General features: G+C 61.5%; 16 protein-coding genes and 1 tRNA gene. 12 read left to right on the top strand and 5 right to left on the bottom strand.

Translation table 11 applies throughout. The features are described from left to right. The first annotated feature begins 18 nt into the window (after nucleotides 1-18). Together NW833_RS02965 and NW833_RS02960 are read left to right on the top strand one after the other, a co-directional pair. Entirely contained in the window at nucleotides 19-585 is a 567-nt protein-coding gene (locus NW833_RS02965; protein WP_414393392.1) for a YcnI family protein, read from the top strand. A gap of 17 nt (nucleotides 586-602) precedes the next feature. Continuing rightward, the gene (locus NW833_RS02960) at nucleotides 603-2,225 is read left to right on the top strand and encodes a copper resistance CopC/CopD family protein (RefSeq protein WP_414411492.1); all 1,623 of its coding nucleotides are present in this window, start codon (nucleotides 603-605) and stop codon (nucleotides 2,223-2,225) included. Here NW833_RS02960 and NW833_RS02955 read toward each other — a convergent pair. Next, nucleotides 2,209-5,058: a tetratricopeptide repeat protein gene (locus NW833_RS02955; protein ID WP_414411491.1), complete on the bottom strand. Its 2,850-nt coding sequence runs from the start codon at nucleotides 5,056-5,058 to the stop codon at nucleotides 2,209-2,211. The genes NW833_RS02960 and NW833_RS02955 overlap by 17 nt on opposite strands. Before the next feature lie 84 nt (nucleotides 5,059-5,142). Continuing rightward, nucleotides 5,143-5,541: a DUF4346 domain-containing protein gene (locus NW833_RS02950; RefSeq protein ID WP_414393386.1), complete on the bottom strand. Its 399-nt coding sequence runs from the start codon at nucleotides 5,539-5,541 to the stop codon at nucleotides 5,143-5,145. A 338-nt stretch (nucleotides 5,542-5,879) separates the two neighbouring features. Between NW833_RS02950 and NW833_RS02945 the strand changes: the two genes are divergently transcribed. The 9 genes from NW833_RS02945 to NW833_RS02905 all read left to right on the top strand — a co-directional run bounded on the left by NW833_RS02945 (nucleotide 5,880) and on the right by NW833_RS02905 (nucleotide 16,569). Then, on the top strand, nucleotides 5,880-6,821 hold the full coding sequence (locus NW833_RS02945; RefSeq protein WP_414411490.1) for an HD-GYP domain-containing protein: 942 nt from the start codon (nucleotides 5,880-5,882) through the stop codon (nucleotides 6,819-6,821). A 33-nt stretch (nucleotides 6,822-6,854) separates the two neighbouring features. After that, a complete protein-coding gene (locus NW833_RS02940) occupies nucleotides 6,855-7,175 on the top strand; it encodes a YlxR family protein (protein WP_414393383.1) in 321 nt (106 codons plus the stop codon). Nucleotides 7,176-7,475: 300 nt separating this feature from the next. Then, on the top strand, nucleotides 7,476-10,484 hold the full coding sequence (infB, locus tag NW833_RS02935) for a translation initiation factor IF-2 (RefSeq protein ID WP_414411489.1): 3,009 nt from the start codon (nucleotides 7,476-7,478) through the stop codon (nucleotides 10,482-10,484). Nucleotides 10,485-10,561: 77 nt separating this feature from the next. Continuing rightward, entirely contained in the window at nucleotides 10,562-12,391 is a 1,830-nt protein-coding gene (locus tag NW833_RS02930) for a proline--tRNA ligase (protein WP_414393379.1), read from the top strand. A gap of 47 nt (nucleotides 12,392-12,438) precedes the next feature. Further along, nucleotides 12,439-12,510: transfer RNA gene (locus NW833_RS02925), tRNA-Asn, on the top strand. Nucleotides 12,511-12,592: 82 nt separating this feature from the next. Next, on the top strand, nucleotides 12,593-13,111 hold the full coding sequence (locus NW833_RS02920; protein WP_414393789.1) for an inorganic diphosphatase: 519 nt from the start codon (nucleotides 12,593-12,595) through the stop codon (nucleotides 13,109-13,111). Nucleotides 13,112-13,219: 108 nt separating this feature from the next. Then, nucleotides 13,220-13,957, top strand: coding sequence for a cytochrome c biogenesis protein CcdA (locus tag NW833_RS02915; RefSeq protein ID WP_414411488.1), 738 nt, complete (start codon nucleotides 13,220-13,222; stop codon nucleotides 13,955-13,957). A gap of 10 nt (nucleotides 13,958-13,967) precedes the next feature. After that, the gene (locus NW833_RS02910) at nucleotides 13,968-15,380 is read left to right on the top strand and encodes a cytochrome c biogenesis protein (RefSeq protein ID WP_414411487.1); all 1,413 of its coding nucleotides are present in this window, start codon (nucleotides 13,968-13,970) and stop codon (nucleotides 15,378-15,380) included. Between the two features lie 34 nt (nucleotides 15,381-15,414). Then, entirely contained in the window at nucleotides 15,415-16,569 is a 1,155-nt protein-coding gene (locus tag NW833_RS02905) for an FAD-binding oxidoreductase (RefSeq protein ID WP_414411486.1), read from the top strand. Nucleotides 16,570-16,573: 4 nt separating this feature from the next. Here NW833_RS02905 and NW833_RS02900 read toward each other — a convergent pair whose 3' ends face one another. The 3 genes from NW833_RS02900 to NW833_RS02890 form a co-directional block, all read right to left on the bottom strand. Beyond that, entirely contained in the window at nucleotides 16,574-17,689 is a 1,116-nt protein-coding gene (locus NW833_RS02900; RefSeq protein WP_414411485.1) for an NAD(P)/FAD-dependent oxidoreductase, read from the bottom strand. Between the two features lie 29 nt (nucleotides 17,690-17,718). Continuing rightward, entirely contained in the window at nucleotides 17,719-17,871 is a 153-nt protein-coding gene (locus NW833_RS02895; protein ID WP_414393370.1) for a photosystem II protein Y, read from the bottom strand. A gap of 177 nt (nucleotides 17,872-18,048) precedes the next feature. Further along, entirely contained in the window at nucleotides 18,049-18,474 is a 426-nt protein-coding gene (locus NW833_RS02890; protein WP_414411484.1) for a VOC family protein, read from the bottom strand. Nucleotides 18,475-18,665: 191 nt separating this feature from the next. Between NW833_RS02890 and topA the strand changes: the two genes are divergently transcribed. Further along, a complete protein-coding gene (gene topA / locus NW833_RS02885; protein WP_414411483.1) occupies nucleotides 18,666-21,326 on the top strand; it encodes a type I DNA topoisomerase in 2,661 nt (886 codons plus the stop codon). Nucleotides 21,327-21,342: the final 16 nt, after the last annotated feature.

The following is a 21,342-nucleotide window of genomic DNA, read 5'->3' as shown; positions in this document are numbered from 1 at the left end:
AAAAAAAGGAGATTGGAAATGGGTCTGCAAAGTTACTTAGCTCTAGCCAGAAAATCTCTGCTGGCTTTGGGTATGAGCTTTCTGCCTCTTTCTTCTGCCTGGGCTCATGTTACCGTCCATCCCCAAGAAGCCCCGGCAGGCAGCTACACCAAGCTCACCTTTCGCGTACCCCATGGATGTGATGGCTCCCCAACCAAGCGCTTGCGGGTGCAGATCCCAGAGGGATTTGTTTCCGTGAAGCCGATGGTGCACCCTCTGTGGAACGTCGAGACGGTCAAAAGGCCGCTGAAGACCCCATACGAGTCCCACGGGAAGATGATCACCGAAACGGTTGCCGAAGTGATCTGGAGTGGCGGCTCGCTGCCCGATGACCTCATGGATGAGTTCAGCATCCGCGCCAAGCTGCCGGATCGGCCCGGCGAGGTCATCCCCATCCCGGTGATCCAGGAGTGCGAAAAAGGTGTGCACCGCTGGATCCAGGTGGCGCAGCCGGGCGAGGATCCCAAGAGCTTGCCGGAGCCGGCCCCGCTGCTGAAGCTGACAGGTGGAGGTAGTGGACAGGGTCATGGTCACGGCAGCCGCTAGGCGGCCTGCTGGGCAGGATGTCTCGCCCTAGAAGGGTTTTTGCCTGGATTTGGGCTGGGATCCTCGGCCTCTTGCTGTGGACGGCTGGGATCCCGCCCGCTTTCGCCCATGCCAGCTTGCTCTCCACTTTCCCGGAAGATGGAGCGGTGCTCCAGGAAGCGCCGACGCAAGTGCGGCTGGTTTTCAATGAGCCGGTGCAGCTTACGCAGCTCCAGGTTTTGGACGGAAATGGACAGGTATTGCCCCTGGAAAACCTGGTGAGCAGAGGCGAGGCACCTCAGGGGGATTTGCCCCGGGGGATCCCAGCGGGGGTTTACCTTGTCAGTTGGCGGGCCATTTCCGCTGATTCCCATCCGGTGAGTGGCTCGTTTGTCTTCCAGGTGGGGACTGCAGATCCAGAGCTGGTTCAAGCGGTGAGGGCGGCCCACCTCCGAAGAAGGGATCCCCTGCATTGGCCGCTAGTGGGTGTGCGCTGGGGGATCTACTTGGGCAGCCTCTTTGTGGTGGGGGTGTTGGGCTGGTGGCGGCTGTTGCAGGGGCGTTCGAGCGTTTTGGGGGCAGATGGAATAGAGCTCTCTGTTCGCGCCAGCGGGACGGAGTCCTTTAAGGCCTGGGCTTTCGTGGCAGCTTGGCTCACCCTGAGTTTGACTCTGGTGGCCTTCAGTTTGCACTTGGCCCAGCTTTACCCCCACCTCAATGGGCAAAAGCTGCTGAGTGTGATGCTTTCTCCCTATGGCTGGGGTACGGGGCTGCGGCTAGTGGGGCTAGGAGTTCTGATCTGGGCCTGCGAGGGAGGCGCCGCCTGGGCCAGCAGTGTGGGCTCGGTGTTAGTTATTGGATCGTTTCTGCCCATTGGTCATGCCCTCACAAGCGAGTATCCGGCAGGAACGATGGCGCTGCTGGGGCTACATCTAGCCGGCTCGGCTTTTTGGCTAGGGGGGCTATGGGGGCTGGAGCGCCTGCTGAGCAGGGAAGCTCCTCCCTACCCATCTGTAGGCATTATCCAGCGGTTTTCTGACGTAGCCACCTGGGCAGTGCCGGGGCTTATCCTAGCGGGGATGGGAATGGCCGGGATTCACGGCGGCTGGGACTGGGATCATCCCTATGGGCGATACCTTTGGGCCAAGTTGCTGATAGTGCTAATGATGGTGGGGCTGGGCGCCCACAACAAGTTTCGGCTGGTGCCAGCATTACGGCAGGGTGGGCAGGCGGTGGGCCGGTTGCTGCGCCAGATTGTCCGCCTGGAGCTGGTGGGACTGATCCTGGTGCTGGCCCTGACCAGTTTTTTGGTAGCTCAAGCTCCGCCTGGACAGGAGAGGAGCTCCCCTGCAGAGCCGTCCTGCCAAGAGGAATTGAGCTGGCCAGAAGGCAGCCTCTCCCTGCGGATCCTGCCCTGTCGCCCTGGTAACAACCGGGTTCAAGTGGAGGTTAAAAAGATCCCAGCCCAGGAGCTGAACCTGGCCTTTTCCCTGCCCGAACGCGGGATCCCACCTCTGCGCCGACAACTGCTGCCGAAGAAGCCCGGCCAGTTTGCGGTTGAAAATGTGCCCCTAACATCAGGGGGAGAATGGCAGATTGAGGTGCGGCTCTTGATCAGCGACTTTGAGGAGCGGCGTGGGCAAATCAGAGTTGTCCTGTAGGGGCAAGTGAAGGGATCCCTGCCGCTGCTTCCAAGAGCCGTCCGTCGTAGTCCTGCAGCTGGAGAGCCGTTTGGAAGTCCTGGCAAGCTCCCTGCCAATCGCCGAGGGCAAGACGAGCCAGGGCGCGATTGAGGTAAAGCTTGAAGTGGGCGGGATCCAGAGTGATGGCTTGGGTGTAATCCTGGAGGGCCGCTGCAAAATCTCCCTGTTGGGCATGGGCCCAGCCGCGGTTGTTCAGGGCCAAGAGGCGCTCCTGGGGCTCTAGCTCCAGTTGCAGCAGTTGCGTGTAGTCGGCCAGCGCTTTGTCGGTCTCCCCCCTTTGATCCCACAGCAGGGCCCGCCAGAAGAGAGCCTGACGCTCCTGGGGGTTCAGGAGCAGGGCCTGGGTGTAGTCGGCAATGGCCTGCTCCGGCCGGTTGGCCTGGCGGTGCAGATCCCCCCGCTGACAGTAGGCCAGGGCGGCATCAGCTAGCCCCCAGTCGCAGTTGCAGCTCAAAGCCTGGTCAAGATCGGCTAGCGCTGCCTCTTGGTTGCCCAAAGCCAGATGTACCGCCGCCCGCAGGGCGAATCCCTGAGACGCCTGCGGCTGCTTTTGGATTAGGGCAGTGAAATCCGCCAGGGCCCCTTGCCAGTCCCCCAGCCGTTGCCGCGCCATGCCCCGGCGCAGATGGGCACTGGCTAGCAGCTCTGGTTCAGCTTGGGCTGCCGCCTGCAGCACCTGGGAGAAATCCGCACAGGCTGCCGGCCAATCTTCTCGGTCGAAATGGGCCTGGCCACGGTGGAAATAGAGCTGCAGGTTGTTCGGATCCCGCTCTAGGGCAGCCGTGTAGTCCTGCAGGGCCGCCAAGGGATCCCCCAAAAGCCTGTGGACCTGCCCGCGGCTGCTGTAGGCCCTGGCATCGCTGGGATCCAAAGCAATGGCCTGGTTCAAGTCGGCAAGAGCCGCTTCCAGTTGGCCCAGATCCAGATGAGCAATCCCACGGTTGAGGTAGACCTTGGTCAGCTGGGGATCCAACTCCAGGGCGCGGTTGAAGTCGGCTAAGGCGCCTGCCGGATCTCTCAACTCCTGGCGGGCCAGCCCTCGGTAGAAATAGGCCGGCGCCAGCTCCGGGTTAAGGCGGAGCGCCTGTTCGCAGTCAGCCAGCGCTGCCTCCAGGGCGTTGTTGCCCAGGTAGGCTATAGCCCGCTGCAGATAGAGCTCCGCCTGCGCTGCCACCCCTGCCTCAGAGGCCCCAGCAGGCTGCAGTGCAATGGCTTGGGAAAAATCCTCGATGGCCCCCTGGGGATCCCCCAAAGCTTGGCGGGCCAGGCCGCGGTGGTAGTAGGCCTTAGAGTGGGCGGGATCCCGCTGCAGCGCCTGGGTGTAGTCTTCAATCGCTCCCTGAAAGTCCAGCAACTGCGCCCGCGCCACGCCCCGGTTGAAATAGGCTTCCACATCCTGGGGATCTCGTTGGATGACCTCGGAAAAATCGGCCACAGCCCCTTGCGCATCTCCCAGATGGCCGCGCACCACGCCGCGGTTGAAATAAGCCCGTACTTCCTCGGGATTGAGCTCAAGGGCGCGGGAATAGTCCTCGATGGCCTTTTGGTTTTGCTCGAGCTGCCGGTAGGCGTTGCCGCGGTTGTAGTAGGCCACGGCCCAGTTGGGGTTGAGGTGGAGGGCGTGGGTGTAATCGGCAACTGCCCCCTCATAGTCCCCCAGTCGGTAGCGGGCGATGCCGCGGTTGACATAGGCACGGGCATCCCCTGTCAGTTGAATGGCCTGGGTGAAGTCCTCCACAGCTCCTGCCCAGTCGCCACTCTTGTAGCGGGCACTGCCCCGCTGGCTATAGGCGCGGCCATTCTGGGGATCCAGTTGGATGGCCAACGTGTAGTCGGCAATCGCCCCCTGCAGATCCCCTTGGCGAGCTTTTTCCTGGCCGCGGGTTACCAAGCGCATCGCCAAGAGCTGATCCACCGAAAGCTGGGAAAGAGCAGGCGCTACACCTTCGGTGGGGGTAGGCAGGAGAGGCCGCAGCGCCTCCATCACCTCAGCCGCCGATTGAAAGCGCTCCTGCCAGCGGGGACAGACCATGCGATCCAAAATCTCCGCCAGCTCCTTGCTAACCGGCACCAGATCCCGCCAGAGGAGCTGGCCAGTACACGGATCGTCTGGGATCTTGGTGGGGGGACGGCCAGTGAGCGCCTGAATGGCCAGCACCCCAACCGAATAGATATCGCTGCAGGGCTGGGGCTTGCCGTTGAGCTGTTCCGGGGCCATGTAGCCCACTGAGCCAATCACCGTCGCCAACTGGGTTTGGCCAGGGGCAGGGCTGCCTAGTCGTCCCACCTCCTTCACCGCCCCAAAGTCAATCAACACCAGCTTGCCATCGGCGTCGCGGCGCATCAGGTTGGCTGGCTTGATGTCCCGATGCACGATTTGACGGGCATGGACGTAGTGGAGGATCTCCAGAATCTCCCACAGCAGTTTGACGACCTCCGCCTCGCTTAGAGGCTGGCCAGCCACCAGCTCTTGGCCGAGATCGTGCCCAGCAATGAACTCCTCGACCAAGTAGAACTCCTGATCCTGCTCGAAGTGGGCCAAGAGGCGGGGCACCCGGTCGTAGTTGTTAAGCCGGTTGAGAACCTTGGCTTCCCGCTCGAACAGCTTGCGGGCTGTGGCCAGGGTGTAGGGATCGGTGGAGAGGGGGCGCAGGCGCTTGACCACGCAGGGAGTATTGAAAGTGTCGCGATCCACCGCTTTGTAGGTAACCCCAAAGCCCCCCTGCCCCAAAAGGCCGAGGATTTCGTAGCGTCCCCGCAGAAGGGTTCCCGGCTTAACCTTGTCTTCCATAGCCCAGCTTGCCCCGCTGTGACCTTGGTCACAGCAAGCTGGCTCGATTTTGCCACAAGCTGCTCCCCTGCAGCGAGCTTGCCCCTAGTCCTGCACGTACTCTTCGCCGGAGATGAGGGCCGCCTCTGCCTTCTGGAACTCCCGCCCCAGGTAGGCAGCGTGGCTAAGCTGGGAGACTACCTTCTCGCTTTCCTTTTCAAAGATCTGGACACACAACTCTTTGGCCGTCCGCCCAACATACACCCGCTGCGGCGAGCGATTAACTGGCCCTCGCGCTGGGATCACCGCTCCAGTCTCCGGGTCAGTGGCCAGCCCCCGTTCATTGATCACGGTGCTGTAGTACTTGGCGCAAATGAGCTGCTGCTGTCGATCCACATAGATGACAAAGTAGCCTGCCGGGTCTAGCTCCAGGGGCCGGCGGGAAAGCTGGTCATCAATGCGGCGCACCTGCTCCCGCAGAGACTCAGAGGAAAAAGACGACATAGTAAAGTTGCCAAGAGGCTAGCAGAACGGGTGCCAAAAACGTAGCCAAGACTACCTTCATTATCCCTATTGTGGCCGAGGAATGGAATCCCTTGCTTCAGGAGAGGTCTTAGAGTTTGCCAGTGCTTTTTCAAGCATTGGCAGTTGCTTAAAGCCTTGGCAAACTCAGCGAAAAGGCGGATGCTTGCAGGTGGAAGGTGAGATTACCGTGAAAGCAGTGAGCGAGCGACAGTCTTTGCCAAAATGCACTCGGCTGAAGCTGAGAGGCTTGGGGGGTTGGGATCCCTGAGGTAACCCCTTTAACAACGGAAAGCGGGCAGGCCGGGCACCTCCTCGTTGTGGGCAATCAGCGCGACAGCCGCCTGTTGCTGAGGGACTTGCTGGAGAGCACTGGCTACCGGGTCAGCGAGGCGGAAAATGACCAGCAGGCCCTGCAAATGGTTCAAACCCTGCAGCCGGATCTGATTTTGTTGGATGTGATGATGCCGGGGCTCGACGGATTTGAGGTCTGTCGGCGCATCAAGGCCAATGGGGAGACGCGCTTGATCCCGGTGGTGCTGATGACAGCGGCTAGCGACCGCGAAAATCGCCTGCGGGGCATTGAGGCGGGGGCCGATGATTTTCTCGGCAAGCCCTTTGACGAGGCGGAATTGCTGGCGCGGGTGCGTTCCCTCGTTCACCAGAAGCATTTGAACGAAGACTTGGATCATGCCGCCCAGGCTTTATTTGCCATTGCCCGCATTGTGGAAAGCCGGGATCCCATCACTGGGGATCACTGTGAGCGCCTGGCACAACTGGCCAAAAGCTTTGGCGAGTTTCTCCAGCTACCCCGTCCTCTAGTCAAGGTGCTGACTTGGGGAGGTTACCTGCACGACATTGGAAAAGTGGGTATACCTGATGCGATTTTGGGCAAAACGGGCAAGCATACGCCGGAAGAGTGGGAGGTGATGAAATCCCATGTCTTGATTGGAGAGGAGATCTGCCGCCCGCTGCGCACCCTGAGAGATGTGCTGCCCCTCATCCGCCACCACCACGAGCGTTGGGATGGCAGCGGCTATCCCGATGGCCTCAGGGGAGAAGGGATCCCGCTGGTGGCCCGCATCTTCCAGATTGTCGATATCTACGACGCCCTCACCTCGGAGCGACCCTACAAGCGCGCCTTCACCGTTCAAGAGGCCATGGACATCCTGCGGGAAGAAACGGCCAAGGGCTGGCGGGATCCCTACTTGGTGGAGCGTTTCTTCGAGTTTCTGCAGTCACGGCTGCCCCAGTTGAAGTAGACTAGGCCAAGTAGGCTCCTCAAGGCAAATCCTTTGGCAGGCGCAGATCCTCTACGGCGCTGTGTAGGCTGCCGCCAATTGTTTCCCCGCTCCCAGTTGTGGCGGCTGGTTAGGCAATACGACACTCACCAGGTGCTTTTGGGCAGAGGCATGGGTCGTTCTGCCTACCTATGTCGCCGGCTAGAATGCTTGCAGGCAGCCCGGCGGAGGCACCAGATGAGTAGAGCCCTCAAGGCGCCGGTGCCCGACTCGCTGTGGCAACTGCTGGAGCAGGAATTGCTGCGCAGTTCTGAGGCAGAAAGCCTCCAGGAGACATCAGTCCCTGAAGGGCGAGTCTCAGAGCAACCTCAGTAGCCCTGAATCGGTCAAGGTACCGGGTTCACTCCGTTCCAGCTACACGGTAGCCCCTCTTAGCTGTCAGAATGGGGCTGGGGGAGGTCGGCCGTGGCCAACTTCTGGGAACTGTAGAAGGGCTATCCTAAAAAGGCACTGTCGGTGTTGCTTCCTGCCCTAGTTGCCTATGCCCCCCGGCCCTTTTGGACTTAGATTCCCCCTGGAATTATGCTGCAGCAGGTTTAGTCTCAATCCGTTAATTGAGGTTGATTCAACCCCTGTAAAACTGACAAGGAGAGAGGAGCAGAGGCAAGCAGAGGAATGACCGACAAAGTTCGACTGTACGACCTTGCCCGCGAACTGGGGCGTGACAATCGCGAGGTGCTGGAGGTTTGTGAGCAGCTGGGGATCCCTTTCAAGAGCCACAGCAGCACCATTTCCCTAGAGCAGGCTGAGTTGGTGCGTAGCAAGCTGGGCAAGTCCCCTATTGTGAAACCACCTCGCCCGCGGAGCAAGCCGCAAGGAAGCTCGCCAGCCGAGCCGGCGGCGGAAGCCAAGGCGAGCGAGCGCCCTCAGGCTATTGTTGGCATTCGCCGGCCTGCTCCTGCTCAGCAGCCAGCCCCCCCTAGTGAAGCCAGTCCTCCCAAAACGCTGCTGCAGCGACCTGAGCGTATCCCTCCGCCAAAAGAGGCTCCTGCAGTCAGCCCGCCGCAGCCACCAGTTGCTCGCGTGGGTGAGACAAGACCACAGCTGACGCCCCCTCCAGCTCGACCTGAGCCGGCTGTAGCCAAAGCAGCTAGCCCCCAGGCCGGCCCTGCTCCGGCGGCCAAGCGCCCAACGGTGCTCCCCCCTCCACGACGGCCCGAGTCGCCTCAAGCGGCTTCCGAGCCCAGCCCTGCTCCTGGTCCTGCAGAAGCGAAGGCTTCTCCTCCCCCAACTGCCCAGCAACCGCGTCCCCAGCTTGTGGGCCCACCTGTTCGCCCTGCCAGTCCTCCCGAGCGCCAGCCAGCAGCTCCCAAAAAGGAAGACAGCCCCAGCAAAGTGGAGGAGGCTCCTCGTCCCCAGCGGCGGCTGGAGTTGGTGGGGCCCCCCACCCGTCCTACCGCTAAAGCGGTTCCCGCCGAGTCAGCATCCTCTCCCCCCTTGCCAGAAGGGATCTCCACTCCCGTGCTGGTCGAGGCTCCTGGGCGGCCTGCCACGCCCAAGGTCAAGCGCAAGACGGTGGAAGAAGAGGAGGATGAGGAGCTAAAAGCCCTCGAACGGCGATCCAGCCGCAGCCAGGCCGAGCGCAAGCGCAAACGCAGACGCGAGGAAGGAGATGGAGATGGCTTGGATTTGGATTCTCTGACGGCGATCTCCACCGTCAAGCAAGCGCAGCTAAACGCCATCCAGCCCTTGCCCCGTCCCACTGCCAAGCCCCCTGCCCAGCGTCCGCCGACAGCGGCTGTTTCAACCCCGCGCCCTCGGCCAGCTGCTGAGCGCTCCCCGCAGCTATCCACCTCTGCTAAAACTAGCCCCCCTGAGGAGACGGCGGAATTGCCGCCGCAAGAGAAGGTTCTGGTTCTTGAGGGCAGCCTCAGTGTGCAGGAACTAGCCCAGCGCCTGCGGGTGTCGGAAACTGAGATCATCAAAACCCTCTTCTTTAAGGGGGTGAAGGTAACCATCAACCAGGTTTTAGACGAGTTGCTGGCTGAGACGGTGGCCAAAGAGTTGGGCTATGAGATCCGCCGGCCGGAGACGGAGCCCAAAGCTAAGAAAAGCGAGATGCTTGAGCTGGAGGACATTGACCACCTGGTGCCCCGTCCGCCGGTGGTCACCATCATGGGTCATGTGGATCACGGCAAAACCACTTTGCTCGATGCCATCCGCCACACTAACGTGGCCCAGCAAGAAGCCGGTGGGATCACCCAGCGCATTGGCGCCTACCACGTGGATGTAGACTTTGAGGGCCAAAAGCGGCGCATTGTTTTTCTGGATACTCCTGGCCACCAGGCCTTCACGGCCATGCGCGCCCGCGGTGCCAGCGTTACTGACATCGCTGTCCTGGTGGTGGCTGCCGACGATGGGGTGCAGCCGCAGACGCTGGAGGCCATCAGCCATGCGCGGGCAGCCCAGGTGCCCATCATTGTGGCCATCAACAAGATTGACAAGCCCGGCAGCCAGCCGGAGCGCGTCAAGCAACAGCTGGCAGAGCATGGGCTGGTGCCGGAGGAGTGGGGTGGTGACACGCCCATGGTGCAGGTCAGCGCTCTCACCCGCCGCAACCTAGACGCCTTGCTAGAGATGATCCTGTTGGTAGCGGATGTGGCGGAGCTGCGGGCCAACCCCAATCGTCCCGCTCGCGGCACTGTCATCGAGGCCCACCTGGACAAAGCGCGGGGGCCAGTGGCCACTCTATTGGTGCAAAACGGCACCCTGCGGGTGGGGGATACGCTAGTGGCGGGCGCAGTGTTTGGCCGCGTCAAGGCAATGATAGACGACCGCGGCCAACGGCTACAGGAGGCCGGGCCTTCTTCAGCGGTACAACTGCTGGGCTTGGAGGAGGTGCCGGCGGCAGGGGATGAGTTCCAGGTCTACAGCGATGAGAAAGAAGCACGCCGCATTGCTGAGGAGCGAGCGGAGGCGCTGCGGCAGAGCCGCTTGCAACAGGCGTCGCTCTCTCGCCGCGTCAGCCTGGCTAGCATTTCAGCTCAAGCTCAGGAAGGCCAGCTCAAAGAGTTGAACCTGATCCTCAAAACAGATGTCCAGGGATCCGCCGAGGCCATCCAGACGGCCCTGCAGGATCTGCCGCAAGAGGAGGTGCGCCTACGGGTTCTTCTGGCAGCTCCTGGGGAGATCACCGAGACTGACGTGGATCTGGCAGCAGCCAGCAACGCCATTATCTTGGGCTTTAACACCACCTTTGCCCCTGGCGCGCGGCGGGCTGCCGACGAGAAGGGGGTCGATGTGCGCGAATACGACATCATCTACAACCTGCTGGACGACCTGCGGGCAGCCATGGAAGGCCTGCTGGAGCCGGAGGAGGTAGAAGAGCCGCTGGGCCAGGCGGAAGTGCGCAAAGTCATCCCCATCAGCCGCGGCACCGTTGCCGGCAGCTACGTGCTCTCCGGCAAAGTGCAGCGCAATGCCCTGGTGCGGGTTCGCCGCAAAGGAGAGGTAGTCTACGAGGGGCGCCTTGACTCTCTCAGACGCTTCAAGGACGACGTGCGGGAGGTAACTGCCGGCTTCGAGTGTGGGATCGCCATCGAGAAGTTCGACGCCTGGCAAGAAGGGGACATTATCGAGGTCTACCAGATGGTTACCAAGCGGCGGACCCTAGCGCCTGCCTAGTCATTTGGGCGGCCTCCCCTCCCAGGGGGAGGACTTGCTTGAGAACACTGGAGGCAGTTGTCAAGGGGAAGGGAGGAATGCAGCGGAGCCAGCGATTGAGTCAGATGTTGTTTGTAACCCTGCGGGAGGATCCTGCCGAAGCAGAGCTGGCCAGCCACAAGCTGCTGCTGCGAGGCGGCTTTATCCGGCGGCTCTCCTCCGGGATCTACACCTATCTGCCCCTGCTCTGGCGGGTGCTGCAGAAGATCTCGAACATCATTCGGGAAGAGATGAACGCCATTGGGGCCCAGGAGTGTCTCTTGCCCCAGTTGCAGCCAGCGGAGATCTGGCGGGAGTCGGGCCGCTGGGAGGTATATACCCAGGCAGAAGGGATCATGTTTGCCCTCGAAGACCGCCAGAGGCGCGAGCTGGCCCTGGGCCCCACCCACGAAGAGGTGATTACCCTGCTGGCCCGGGATCTCATCCGCTCCTATCGCCAGTTGCCGCAAATCCTCTATCAAATCCAGACCAAGTTCCGCGACGAGATCCGACCTCGCTTTGGCCTGCTGCGGGGCCGGGAATTCCTCATGAAAGACGCCTACTCCTTCCACGCCACTGAAGAGAGCCTGCGCCAGACCTACCAGGATATGTACCGCGCCTACAGCCGCATCCTGCGTCGCTGCGGGCTGCAGTTTCGCGTGGTGGAGGCCGATGCGGGCGCCATTGGCGGGCCCTCGGCAATGTCCCAGGAGTTCATGGTGCTGGCTTCTGCCGGGGAAGACGAGATCCTCTACACCCCCGATGGCTCCTATGCTGCCAATGTGGAGAAAGCCGTCTCCCTTCCGCCGCCGGCAGCTGAGTCTCCCTACACAGCCTTCCAGGTTCTGGATACGCCGGGAACGGAAACCATCGAGAAGCTGGCGGCTTTCTTGAAGATCTCCCCCACTTTGATTGTCAAGAATGTGCTCTACCAGGCCCTTTACGACAACGGCCTGCGGGTGGTGGTTTTGCTCAGCATCCGTGGGGATCAAGAGGTCAATGAAGTGAAGTTGGCCAACCACCTCAACCGTCTGGCGGAGCGCTACCAAGCCAAGAAGCTGCTCAAACTCACTTTGGCAGATGCTGAGATCCAAAAAAGCTGGCAAGGGGATCCGGTTCCCGTGGGCTACATTGCCCCTGACCTGCCCGATAGCTGCCTGGGCCCGCAGGAACACTTTGCCCCCAAGATTTTGCGCCTAGCTGACCAGACAGCAGCCTCGCTGAAGAACTTTGTAACTGGCAGCAACCAGGTGGGGCGACACGTGGTGGGAGCCAACTGGGGGGAGCAGTACCCCTTGCCGGAGGTGGTTGACGTGCGCAAAGCCCAACCAGGAGATCGCTGTCTATTCAACCCTGACCAGGTGCTCCAGGGGGCAAGGGGCATTGAGGTTGGCCATATCTTCCAGTTGGGCCTCAAGTTCTCGCTGCCGCTGCGGGCTACCTTTGCCGACGAGCACGGCGTTGAGCAGCCGCTGTGGATGGGCTGCTACGGCATTGGGGTATCGCGACTAGCCCAGGCGGCGGTGGAACAGTCCCATGACGCCAACGGCATCATCTGGCCGGTGGCCATTGCCCCCTACCACGTGGTGGTGGTGGTGCCCAACACTGCTGACCCGGAGCAGATGCAGGTGGCAGAAAAATTGGTGCAAGAGCTGGACGCTGCCGGTATCGAAACCCTCTGGGACGACCGAGATGAGCGAGCCGGCGTCAAGTTTAAAGATGCCGATCTCATCGGGATCCCCTATCGCCTAACTACGGGGCGCAGCCTCAAGCAGGGCAAGGTGGAATTGGCGGAACGGGCCACCGGTCAGGCCGTGGATCTTCCCATTGAAGCGGTGGTGGCTACCCTGAAAGAGCGCCTTGCTGCTGCTCTAGCGGTGCCCGACTGAGGAGTTGACTTGCAGCGGTTTTTTCCCTATGATGGGACATGTCTCGATCCTCGGTAGCTCAGCGGTAGAGCGGTCGGCTGTTAACCGATTGGTCGCAAGTTCGAATCTTGCCCGAGGAGCTTGCTAGCTGAAATCTCAAGCCAGGGGGTATAATGCCCTCTGGCTGTTTCTTCGTCACGTCTTCCGAGGGTATTGGCTGTGATCGACCTGTCGCGGATCCCTGCCCAACCAGAGCCAGGCCTGCTCAACCTTCTGATCGAGATCCCTGGCGGCAGTAAGAACAAGTACGAGTTTGACAAAGAGATGGGCGTGATGATCCTAGACCGGGTGCTCTACTCCTCGGTGCAGTACCCCTACGACTACGGCTTTGTGCCCAACACGCGGGCAGGGGACGGGGATCCCTTGGATGGCCTGGTGATCATGGATCAGCCGACCTTTCCGGGGTGTGTGATTGCGGTGCGCCCGCTGGGCATGCTGCAGATGATCGACGCGGGGGAGCCGGATGAGAAGTTGCTGTGTGTGCCGGCTAAGGATCCTCGCTACGCTTCTGTAACCAAGTTGGAAGATATTGCCCAGCACCGCCTGGACGAGATTGCCGAGTTTTTTGCCACCTACAAGCGCTTGGAGAAGAAAGAAACCCAGATTCTGGGCTGGAAAGGCCTGGCCGAAACCGAGGCCGTTATCGCCAGCAGCATTGCCGCCTGCCAACAGCCCAAGTAGCTCCCCAGGCTTTCTAGGCTAGAGCTGCCGCTGAGGGCGCTGGCCAGTCAGCGCCAAGTTCTCCAGGTTCTTTGAGCTAGCCTAGGTTTAGACGCGACGGCTTCTTCTATGGCGGATATCCTTTACCACCTGGAGCAGTGGGCAGCGGAGCTGGTTCAAGGTCAATCGCAGCACCTTTCTCCCCTGAGCCTGCTGGCAGTGGGTCTAGCAGGTCTGGTTACTAGCCTTTCCCCCTGTATGCTCTCCATGGTGCCGGTAACCATCGGCTACATCGGCGGCTACACTCCCAGCGCCCCCGCAGCGGCCGGAGAGGTGCGCCGGCAGGTCTGGGTGCAATCCCTGGGCTTTGCCGTTGGTGTGGCTTTGACCCTCAGCCTGCTGGGCTTGGGAGCAGCCTTGCTAGGCCGGGTTTACGGACAAACCACCCCCTTTGGATCCCTAGTAGCGGGCGGGCTCGCCATCCTCATGGGCTTGAACCTGCTGGAGGTCATCCCCTTGCGCTTTCCCAGTTGGTTTAACGGGTTGGAGATCCCTGGCGAGTGGCCCAGACTAGGCCGGTCGGTGTTGCTGGGATCCACCTTTGGTCTAGCAGCCTCTCCCTGCAGTACACCAGTTTTGGTGGCCTTGCTAGGCTGGGTCTCCACCACAGGGCAGCCCTGGGTGGGAGGTGGGCTACTGCTGACCTACGCCCTGGGGCTGGTCTTGCCGCTGCTGTTGGCGGGGGTGTTTACCGGCGCGATTAAGCAACTGCTGGCCCTGCGGCGCTGGTCGGGCTGGCTTACCTATGCCAGTGGCCTGGTGCTGGTGGGGTTCGGCACCGTCACCATCCTCTCGGCTTGGACCTAGGGGAGCTTGTATGTCCAAGGATTCTGCCCCGCTGGCGCGGTGGCTTTCCCCCCTGCGGCGCTATCTGCGCCATGAACTGCTGCCGCTGCTGGCGGATTTGCGGCTAGCCATCGGCCTTCTCTTGGCAATTGCTGTTTTCAGTGCCATCGGCACGGTAATCGAGCAAGAGGAAACGGTGGCCTTCTATCAGGCCCACTACCCTGAGCAGCCGGCCCTGTTTGGCTTTCTCACCTGGCGGCTGATCCTCAAGCTGGGGCTGGATCACGTCTATCGCACCCCTTGGTTTCTGGCTCTTTTGATCCTACTTGGCAGCAGCCTGGCTGCCTGTTCTCTCACGCGCCAATGGCCGATGCTCAAGGCGGCCCGTCGCTGGAGCTACCTCACCCGCCCCCCTGCCTTCCAGCGGCTGCCCTTTTGGACCTATCTGCCCAAGCAATCCCTGCAAGGATTGCCGCAGCGGCTGCGCCAAGGGGGCTACGCTGTGTTTCAGGAGGGATCCTGCCTCTACGCCCGCAAGGGGTTGATTGGGCGGTTCGGCCCCATCTTGGTGCATGCTAGCCTGCTGCTCATCCTGTTGGGGGCCATCTGGGGCAGCCTTGCTGGCTTCAAGGCCCAGGAGCTGATCCCCAGCGGCGGGATTGCCGCCATCGAACACATCACCGGCGCAGGGGATCTGGCTCGTCTGCCCACCTGGCAGATTCGGGTCAACCGCTTCTGGATTGACTATGCTCCCGACGGGCGGGTGAAGCAGTTTTATTCTGACCTCTCCATTCTGGAGGGGGGCCAGGAGGTCAAACGCCAGACCCTCTCTGTCAACCATCCCCTCTCCTACCAGGGCGTGACCCTCTACCAGGCCGACTGGAGCATCGACAGCATCCGCATCCGCCTCAACAACAGCCCCCCCTTCCAGATCCCAGTGGTGCGGGTGCCCAACCAGGCGGGCAACAAGCTCTGGGGCGCTTTTATCCCCACCCGGCCGGATCTTAGCGAGGGCCTGACGCTGTTGCTGCCGGATCTGCAGGGGACAGCTCTCCTCTACGACACCGAGGGCCAGTGGATAGGATCCCTGCGCCAGGGCATGAGTCTAGCTCTCGACGAAGTTGCCCCGCAGCGCTTCCCCAACCGCCTCACCCTGCACCTGGATGAGGTTATCGGTGCAACCGGCTTGCAGATTAAATCGGATCCAGGGATCCCCCTTGTCTACCTTGGCTTTGGGCTGCTGATGCTGGGAGTGGTGATGAGCTATTTCAGCTACAGCCAGGTTTGGGCCCTGGAGACGGAGGCAGGACTCTACCTAGGGGGCAAAACCAACCGCGCCCTAGTGACCTTCGAGCAGGAGTTTGCCCGCCTGGTGGAGCAGCAAAGGCTTGCCTCCTCCCCTTCTGGGGAGAAAGAGTCCCACCCTGCCGAGGCCAGCCTCTAGGCTCTCTGCCTACAAAAGAAGTCTTGGGGCAACTATGGCTTTTTCTCCTGCGCTGGCGGCTTTTCTTTCCAGCCAAGCCACTGCTATCCCCATCCAAACTCCCTCGACCGTTGCGGAACTGGCTCAAATCCTCAGGGAGTGCCAGGGGCGGAAGGTGCTGCCGCTGGGGCAGGGGAGCAAGTGGGGATGGGCCCCTTGCCTGGAAACAGTGGATCTCATCCTCTCCACCCGGGGGCTGCGCCGCCTCATTGACCATGCGGCTGCCGACCTGACCGTAACAGTAGAGGCCGGCATGACCTTGGCGGAGCTGCAGCAGATCTTGGCCGAGCAAGGGCAATGGTGGCCGGTGGATCCCCTTTACCCTGACTGGGCCACAGTGGGCGGCATTATCGCCACCGCCGATACGGGCTCGCTGCGCTGGCGCTACGGCAGCATTGGCGACCTCGTGCTGGGCATCACCTGGGTGCGGGCCGACGGGGAAGTGGCTAAGGCGGGGGGACGGGTGGTTAAGAACGTAGCCGGTTACAACCTGACGAGGTTGTTTACTGGATCCCTGGGCAGTTTGGGGATCCTGACGCAGGTAACCCTGCGGCTCTATCCTTTGCCGGCGGCCCAAGCAACCTTGCTGGCCACAGGAGCCCTGGCCGACTTGGAGGTCCTGGCTCGGCAGGTGCTGAATGCGCCGGTCAGCCCAGCGGGGGTGGATCTCTGGCTAAGGGGGGAGGGATCCCAGCTCTGGATCCACTTCCACGGCTCGGAGCGGGTAGTTGCCCAACAGACGGCTCTGGTGCAGCGGCTAGCTCCTGCAGGATTGAGCTGGCAAGAGGTAAGGCCTGGGGCTCCGCCTCTGCCCTTGCCCCGTTCGGGGATGGTGTTGGCCAAGTTTGGCTGCCCGCCCAGCCAAAGCCTGGCAACTCTGGAGCAGTTCCAATCCCTTTTCCCTAGCGCCCAGGTGCAACTGCACCGCGGCTGCGGATTGGGGCGAGCCTGGATCCCTCAGCCTGAGCAGGGATCTCTGCTGCAACTGCAGCGCCATCTCCAGGCTGCGGGGGGGTTTCTTGTGCTCTTGGAGGCGCCGCCGGCTCTAAAAACCGCCCTAGCCCCCAACTTTGGCCCGACAGCAACCTTGATGCAGAGGCTGAAGCAGCGGTTTGACCCGGCTGGAATTTTCGGCCCCCGTTTAGTCTAACTGCTTAGGAGCGCCCTCCCCTCCCCAACATCTCCAGCAAGGTTCTAGCAGCATCTTGGCCAGAGAGCCAGGCCCCTTCTACGCGACCTCCAGCGCACCAATCGCCAGCGCACACCAGGGGGAGTCTCTTGCCAGAACCCGTAGGAACGTAGGTGCCAAGGCTGGCTAGACCTATCGCCTCCCCAGGAAGAGCGTAGCGCCAGCGGTGAACCTGGATCCACTGCGGCGAGGCCAGCCAGGATCCCAAGCGCTGGGCAGCATGGGCCAGCAGCTCTCGACCGGCCTTTTCCAGCTCCTCAGGCGCGGCCTCGAGATACAGCGACGACCACTCCGCTCCCCCGTGCAAAACCACCAGCGGCGGCAGGGGCTGGGGCCGCTTGCTGCTGTCTAGGGCCACCCAAGCCAATAGGGGATCGTCCAAACCCTTGATCCCTTTCCAGGGGGGCAGCGGCGTGTCTTCGGCGTAGCTAGCCAACACGGCAACGCAAGGCTGGTAGGCAGCGGATTCCAGAAGGGATAACAGGTTGTCCCCAGGAGCAATCTTTCCTCGCAGCAAAGGCAGCAACTGGGGAGCGGGGATGGCCATCACCAGGGCCGCAGCCTCGTAGCACTGGCCATCTTCGGCTTGCACTTGCCAACTGGTTGGCTGGGGCTCGAGGCCCACTACCCGAGTTTGGGTGTAAACCGCTAGGGGAGCAGCTAGCTGCTTAGCCAGCGCCGTCATGCCCTGGGGAGAGACATAGCGCGGCTTCTGGTCGTTGGCATTTTCTAGGTGCAGCCCTTCCTGATCCAGCAGATGCAAGGAACGAGTCCACTCCCTCAGCAGTCCTAGGCCCAGGAGCTCCCTGACCCAGCGATAGAAGCCATCGGAATCGGCAGTCAGGTACTGCGCTCCGTGATCTACGGGCACTGTCTGTCCAGCGTGCTGAACCCGTCGAGTGGCCATGCGCCCGCCAAGGCCTGCCGATTTCTCCAGTACCAGAACCTGCAGCCCTGCCCGCAACAGTTGCCGTGCGCAGGTTAAGCCGGCCACCCCTGCTCCGACAACAATGACATCCGCTGACTTCCGGTCAGCCAGCGCAGGCGACGGCCCTGCCTCTGGGGGATTTGCGTCCGACATACAGGGAGTCTAGGAGCTGCCAACGGATCCTAGCTGTTGCTCTTGCCAAAGGGGTTGTTACCCCTCTCGCCAAAGAGCTTGGCTTCCCCCTTGATGGCAGCCTTGATGATGTTGTAAGCGGCCCAGCTTACAGCTAAAACAACAGGAGCCAGAATGAGCAGGGGACGGAGATCCATCTCCATAAGCTCTGTCCTCTCCAAGGGCAACACAACCTACGTCCAGGATAAACCCAATTGACGTTCCCCCCAGCCCCCAAGGGCGGGGATGCTTTCAAGGGTGCGCTGGGCAACACCTCCTCTATGGCGCTGAAGCCTGCTTGCGCTCCTTGGGCCCTGGGCCTTAGCTGGCGGCAGCCTTGGTTAAGCCGGCTCCGCTTTTGACGCTAGGGATCCCTGCAGACGGATAAGCTCGATCGGCAGGCCATCGGGATCGGCAATGAAAGCCACCTCGTAGGTTTGAGACCCAATTTTCTGGCATTGAGGCGGCAACACCACGGTTAGGGGCCCTTGCGCTTGTAAATGCTCTAGGTAGGTGGCCAGGGATCCCCATTCGGGGCCCACTTCAAAAGAGGGGTGGTAGTAGCCCACATAGTGGGGATCCCCAAAGGGATCGGGGGCAGGGTGGGGCTGGGGTACCTGAATCAGCTCCAGACGGCCCCAGGGACCGCGCATCCAGCAGGCCAAAGTGATCCCGGCAGTGAACCGTTCTTCCACTGCAAAGCCCAGCCTCTCGTAGAAGGCCATGGAGCGGAAGATATCGGCGGTGCGAATCGAAAAGTGGTGCATGGTCAGGATTGTCCCCAGATCTGGAAACTAGAGTCTTAGGAGGAGGCCTAGCGAAAGCTGCCTAGTCAAGCGCAGACAGACTTGCTACGCTCCAGAGAAGAGTCCCTAACTCTTGAGCAACTCTTACAGCACGCCCTAGCCCGCCAAAAGTGGGGGCGCGGTAGCCGCAGTCAGTCTTTTTAGACCTCATCATGCCCAAGCTGGTCATTGTTGAATCTCCTACCAAAGCTCGTACCATCCGCAGCTTCTTGCCCGCCGACTATGAGGTGCAGGCCTCAATGGGACATGTGCGCGATCTGCCCGAGTCGGCTGCCGACATTCCCGAGGAGGTGAAGGATCAAGAGTGGAGCCGCCTAGGGGTCAATGTCCACGCTAACTTCGAGCCTCTCTACGTGATCCCCAAAGACAAAAGAAAGGTGGTCAAGGAGCTGAAGGAGGCGCTCAAGAAAGCAGATGAGCTGATCCTGGCCACCGACGAAGACCGGGAGGGAGAAAGCATCAGTTGGCACCTGCAACAGGTGTTGCAGCCCAAGGTGCCTACCCGCCGCATGGTGTTCCACGAGATCACCCGCGAGGCCATTCAGGAGGCCCTGCAAAATTGTCGCGAGGTGAACGAGCAGCTGGTGCGGGCCCAAGAGACCCGCCGCATCCTGGATCGCCTGGTGGGCTACACTCTGTCGCCGCTGCTGTGGAAAAAGATTGGCCCCAAGCTCTCAGCCGGGCGGGTGCAGTCGGTGGCGGTTAAGCTCTTGGTGGATCGGGAGCGGGAGCGGCGGGCCTTCAAGAAAGCCTTCTACTGGGATCTCCGAGCAGAGCTGCAGTCAAAGGGCGCTGGCTCGGCGACGGTTTTCCCGGCAGAGCTGGTGAGCCTGGGTGGCAAGCGGCTAGCCAGTGGACAAGACTTCGATCCCAGCACGGGGCAGCTGATAGCCGGGCGAGAGGTAGTGCTCTTGGATCAAGCCCAGGCGGAGTCCCTGCGGGAGCGCTTAGTGGGGAAAGTCTGGGTGGTCAGCTCTGTAGAAGAGCGCCCCTCCATCCGCAAGCCCGCCCCTCCCTTCACCACCTCCACGCTGCAACAAGAGGCCAACCGCAAGCTGCGCCTGTCAGCCCAGCAGACGATGCGCATTGCCCAAAAGCTCTACGAGGAGGGCTACATCACCTACATGCGCACCGACTCGGTGCATTTGTCAGAGCAGGCCATCCGTGCTGCCCGCGCCTGCGTGGAGGCGATGTACGGCAGGGAGTACCTCAGCCCTGAGCCGCGGCAGTACACCACTACAACCAAAGGGGCCCAAGAAGCCCACGAGGCCATTCGCCCTGCTGGCTCGGAGTTTCGCCTGCCCAGCCAAACCCCGCTCACGGGGCAGGAGCTGGCCCTCTACGACCTCATCTGGAAGCGTACCGTCGCTAGCCAAATGGCTGAGGCGCGGCAAACCCACACGGTTGTGCTCATTACGGTCGACGAGGCGGTATTCCGGGCCAGCGGCAAGCGCATTGACTTCCCCGGCTTCTTCCGCGCCTACGTAGAGGGATCCGACGACCCAGAGGCGGCTTTGGAAGATCAAGAGGTGCACCTGCCCCTACTACAGGTAGGGGAGCAAGTGGACTGCCTGCGGCTGGAGCCGGTGGTTCATGAAACCCAACCTCCGCCCCGCTACACCGAAGCCTCCCTGGTGAAGGTGTTGGAAAAGGAGGGGATTGGCCGGCCCAGCACCTATGCCACCATCCTGAGTACCATCCAGAGTCGGGGCTACGTGAGGTTGATGGGAAGCGCCCTTGTGCCCACCTACACGGCCTTTGCCGTTACCGAGCTGCTGGAAAAATACTTCCCCAACCTCGTCAACGTCCACTTCACTGCCGAGATGGAGCAAACCCTGGACGACATCGCCTCTGGCCAGGCAGAGTGGCTGCCCTATTTGCGCCACTTCTTCCTGGGTGAGCAGGGCCTTGAGGGGCAAGTGAAGGCACGGGAGCTAGAAATTGACCCTAACCTGGCTCGCTCCATTCACCTAGAAAACCTGCCCGCCAAGATTGGTATTGGCCCCTACGGACCCTATGTGGTGGTCGAAACCGAAGCAGGAGAGGTACGTGCCAACCTACCTGAGGATATTCCCCCTGCCGACTTGACCCTTGAACACATCGAGGAGCTTATCCGGCGCAAGCAGGAAGGCCCCAAGCCCATCGCCTTCCACCCAGAGACCCAAGAGCCAATCTACGTGATCCCGCAGGGCCCCTATGGACCCTATGTCCAGTTGGGGGAAATTTCTGAGGAAAACCAAAAGCCTAAGCGCGTCTCCCTGCCCAAAGGGCTAAAGCCGGAGGACGTCACTCCAGAGATTGCCCTGGGGTTGCTCAGCCTACCCCGTACGTTGGGCGAACACCCCAAATCGGGGAAAAAGGTGCAGGCCGGTATTGGCCGCTTCGGCCCCTACGTGGCTTGCGATGGGGAGTTTCGCTCGCTGCCCCCCGATGAGAATGTCCTGACCATTAGCTTGGAGCGGGCCCTGGAGCTGTTGGCCCAACCCAAAAAGAGCCGCAGTCGCGCCTCGGCCAAACCCCTAGGCGAGCTGGGATCCCACCCCGAGGATGGCAAGCCCGTAACTCTCCACGACGGCCCCTATGGGCTCTACGTCAAGCACGGCAAAGTCAACGCCTCGCTGCCCAAAGATCTCTCCCCTGCAGCCGTGACCCTGGAGATGGCTCTGGAACTGCTGGCAGAAAAAGAGGGCAAGGGCCAGGCAAAAGCCAGCCGACCAGCGGCGGCCAAGCGGGCCAAGAAGGCTGAAGCTGCTCCCCAGAAGCAACAATCCCCTCCCACCCTGCTGGAGGCTGTCTCCAAAGCTCGGGCTTGAGCGGTGGGGGTAGGGG

Origin of the sequence: Synechococcus sp. O70.1 (genome assembly GCF_047462215.1) — a bacterium.
Taxonomy (GTDB): Bacteria; Cyanobacteriota; Cyanobacteriia; order Thermostichales; family Thermostichaceae; genus Thermostichus.
Note: the sequence above shows the minus strand (reverse complement) of the source record. Positions and strands in the feature narration are given on the sequence as shown.

Excerpts from the sequence above, each read along its gene's own strand:
- NW833_RS02965 (WP_414393392.1), top strand. The coding sequence starts at position 19 with ATGGGTCTGCAAAGTTACTTAGCTCTAGCCAGAAAATCTCTGCTGGCT.
- NW833_RS02960 (WP_414411492.1), top strand. The coding sequence starts at position 603 with ATGTCTCGCCCTAGAAGGGTTTTTGCCTGGATTTGGGCTGGGATCCTC.
- NW833_RS02955 (WP_414411491.1), bottom strand. The coding sequence starts at position 5,058 with ATGGAAGACAAGGTTAAGCCGGGAACCCTTCTGCGGGGACGCTACGAA.
- NW833_RS02950 (WP_414393386.1), bottom strand. The coding sequence starts at position 5,541 with ATGTCGTCTTTTTCCTCTGAGTCTCTGCGGGAGCAGGTGCGCCGCATT.
- infB (WP_414411489.1), top strand. The coding sequence starts at position 7,476 with ATGACCGACAAAGTTCGACTGTACGACCTTGCCCGCGAACTGGGGCGT.
- NW833_RS02930 (WP_414393379.1), top strand. The coding sequence starts at position 10,562 with ATGCAGCGGAGCCAGCGATTGAGTCAGATGTTGTTTGTAACCCTGCGG.
- NW833_RS02915 (WP_414411488.1), top strand. The coding sequence starts at position 13,220 with ATGGCGGATATCCTTTACCACCTGGAGCAGTGGGCAGCGGAGCTGGTT.
- NW833_RS02910 (WP_414411487.1), top strand. The coding sequence starts at position 13,968 with ATGTCCAAGGATTCTGCCCCGCTGGCGCGGTGGCTTTCCCCCCTGCGG.
- NW833_RS02905 (WP_414411486.1), top strand. The coding sequence starts at position 15,415 with ATGGCTTTTTCTCCTGCGCTGGCGGCTTTTCTTTCCAGCCAAGCCACT.
- NW833_RS02900 (WP_414411485.1), bottom strand. The coding sequence starts at position 17,689 with ATGTCGGACGCAAATCCCCCAGAGGCAGGGCCGTCGCCTGCGCTGGCT.
- NW833_RS02895 (WP_414393370.1), bottom strand. The coding sequence starts at position 17,871 with ATGGAGATGGATCTCCGTCCCCTGCTCATTCTGGCTCCTGTTGTTTTA.
- NW833_RS02890 (WP_414411484.1), bottom strand. The coding sequence starts at position 18,474 with ATGCACCACTTTTCGATTCGCACCGCCGATATCTTCCGCTCCATGGCC.
- topA (WP_414411483.1), top strand. The coding sequence starts at position 18,666 with ATGCCCAAGCTGGTCATTGTTGAATCTCCTACCAAAGCTCGTACCATC.